Here is a 2482-nt window from a genome sequence, read left to right on the forward strand (position 1 = left end):
CTTTTTTTCTTTCAAGACCCCGAACATCCTTCAAACAGGAATGCTGTCCCTTTAGTTGAAGAATGAGAATGTTTTGAGAAAACAACTTATCTTTCACTAAAGCACCCGTTAGTGCAGGAAGAAACATACTTTATTAGCCGTTTATTTGAACTCTCTTTCATTATTTTATGAGCACTAGCGACTATGTAAACAAAACACTAGTTGCAGTCTGACCAAAATGCACTCTTTATGCCCATAATTCCAGTTTGAATTTTATCAATATGAGTAATCAAATATTTTTTCCTTCTATAGTAATATCTTTATTTACAATAAGGTGTTGAAGATTATATTCATTCTTCTGCACTTTATCTTTCAATCCATTTTGCAATTGTAATAAATCCCCACAAGATGCAGAAACCACTCTATTTGAATCCTTACTTTAAAACAAGCAAACCATTGATTCTTCTTTGATATTATCTAAATACATAGAATTCCATTTTCTCATCATTCTGCTATACTGTATTACATACTAAGTAGTACGGAAAAGGGGAGAAGTTGTTTATGAAAAAGTTCAAACGTATTTTAACTACAGCGGCACTTGTAGGAGCGCTATTCACTTCATCTATTCCATCGGCGTTCGCAGAGAAGCAATCGACAGAGTTGCCACCATTAGATTTAGGTATAGGATACTCGCCATTAAATGATGCAAACGGCACGAGGTATGCACACGCTGTTTGGTTTATGTGGGTTAACGGCATTGCTCAAGGCATAAATGAAACTCAGTTTGGCGTCTCTCAGCCACTTAAACGAGTGGATGCGGCAATTATCGTTGGAAACTATGGCATCGAAGGACTCAATAAAAATCCTAAGAGAGCGCCATTTACAGACCTTCCTCAACGTGCAGTTCGCACTGTATCTGCTCTTTATGAGGCGGGAATCATTAGAGGCAAAACTAAAACCTTGTTTGGATCTGACGACACGTTAAAAAGAGGGGAAGCGGCTATCATTCTTTCTAGAATGCTTCCATTTGATAAAAAAGCAAATATTAAGTTTGTCGATGTAGGGGATCGATACAAAAAGGCTGTTCAAATTCTAGTTGCTAATGGCATCGTACAAGGAAAGACAGAAGCTCTCTTTGGCACAGCAGATCCTATAACAAGAGGAGAACTCGCTCTGATGATTCATAGAATCTTTGAATCCAGTAAAACAACTCCGATTCAAGATCGATCTGGCTCACTTCCGTCTTTTGCTGAAGGTATATCTATGACGCTGGACAAAGACAGTTACAGCAAATCAGAGACACCTAAACTGACAATCACAAACAATAACCCGTTTAATCAAATGTTTGGAGCAGTATTTGAAATACAAGTAATGAAAGGTGGTTCATGGCATAAAGTTCCATTTAGCAAAGATATAGCTTTCCCGGCAATCATCTATACGTTGCAAACTGGAGAAAAGCGCCAAGAGTCTATCTCACTTAACGACAAAATGTTTGAATCACCACTTAAAGCTGGTCAATATCGAGTGGTACAAACTCTTGGTGGCGCTAACGGTGACAGTGTTATTTTAGCAGCAGAGTTTAAAATCTTTGAAGCAGTGAAGTCTCCTCATGGTGAACTACCATCTTCTGCGGGAGGTGTAATGATGGAATTAGACAAGGAAAGCTATAGCGAGTCGACAGATTATTTAAAACTTAAATTTACCAATTCAAGTGAATTGACTTATGGATGGTTTCGCTATGAATATGATCTAGAAGTAAAGAAAGATGACTCGTGGTATAAAGTTCCACTTAATCCAGAAATGGCATTTCCGCTAATAGTATACTTATTAGATTCCAATGGAGTATATGAGGCGAATGTCCACGCCGGTACATATTACAAGTCAGCAAAGTTTGAAAAAGGTGACTATCGATTGGTTCAGTCGCTTGGAGAAAAAGATAAGGGTAAAGAAAATCAATTTACTTTAGCGGCTTATTTTACAATTACTGAATAAATACAGGTGATTAATTAATAGTGGATGTAATCAGAAAACATGAATTCAATGCGACTAAGAGCTAAGTGATGCCTGAAAAGTTTATCCACCTTATCGAACCAAAACAATGTTATTAAATGTATGGAACGTAGTCTTTCGCAAGTCCGATAATTTTTTTGACGATGTCGGTTGGAAGGTGGACTAATGGGGAGACATTGTTAGATTACTAATATTCTCCCCTTCTGCTATTAACCATTCGACGATAAATGTTGTACCATGGAACTATTACATCATTAGGAGGTATGAAATTGAAGAAACTTATCACATTACTAATGTTATCAACGGTACTATTACTAGCAGCGTGTGGAAATGATTCAGCCGAAGGAGTAAAGGAAGAGCCAAAAGAAGTAGTTAAAGCAGAAGCTGCTGACAAAGCTGTTGCCGACAAAGCTGCTGCCGACAAAGCTGCTGCTGACAAAGCTGCTGCCGACAAAGCCGCTGCTGACAAAGCTGCTGCTGACAAAGCTGCTGC

At 38.1% G+C, this 2482-nt stretch carries 1 protein-coding gene and 1 pseudogene; both read left to right on the top strand.

Annotation, left to right across the window (positions count from 1 at the left end):
• Positions 1-540: 540 nt before the first annotated feature.
• Positions 541-1971, top strand: coding sequence for an immunoglobulin-like domain-containing protein (locus tag AC25Y6_RS12670; protein ID WP_488143275.1), 1431 nt, complete (start codon positions 541-543; stop codon positions 1969-1971).
• A 287-nt stretch (positions 1972-2258) separates the two neighbouring features.
• Positions 2259-2482 (top strand): annotated as a pseudogene (locus AC25Y6_RS12675) (hypothetical protein); the annotation flags it as partial.

The sequence above is a fragment of the Sporosarcina sp. Y1004 genome (assembly GCF_057669665.1).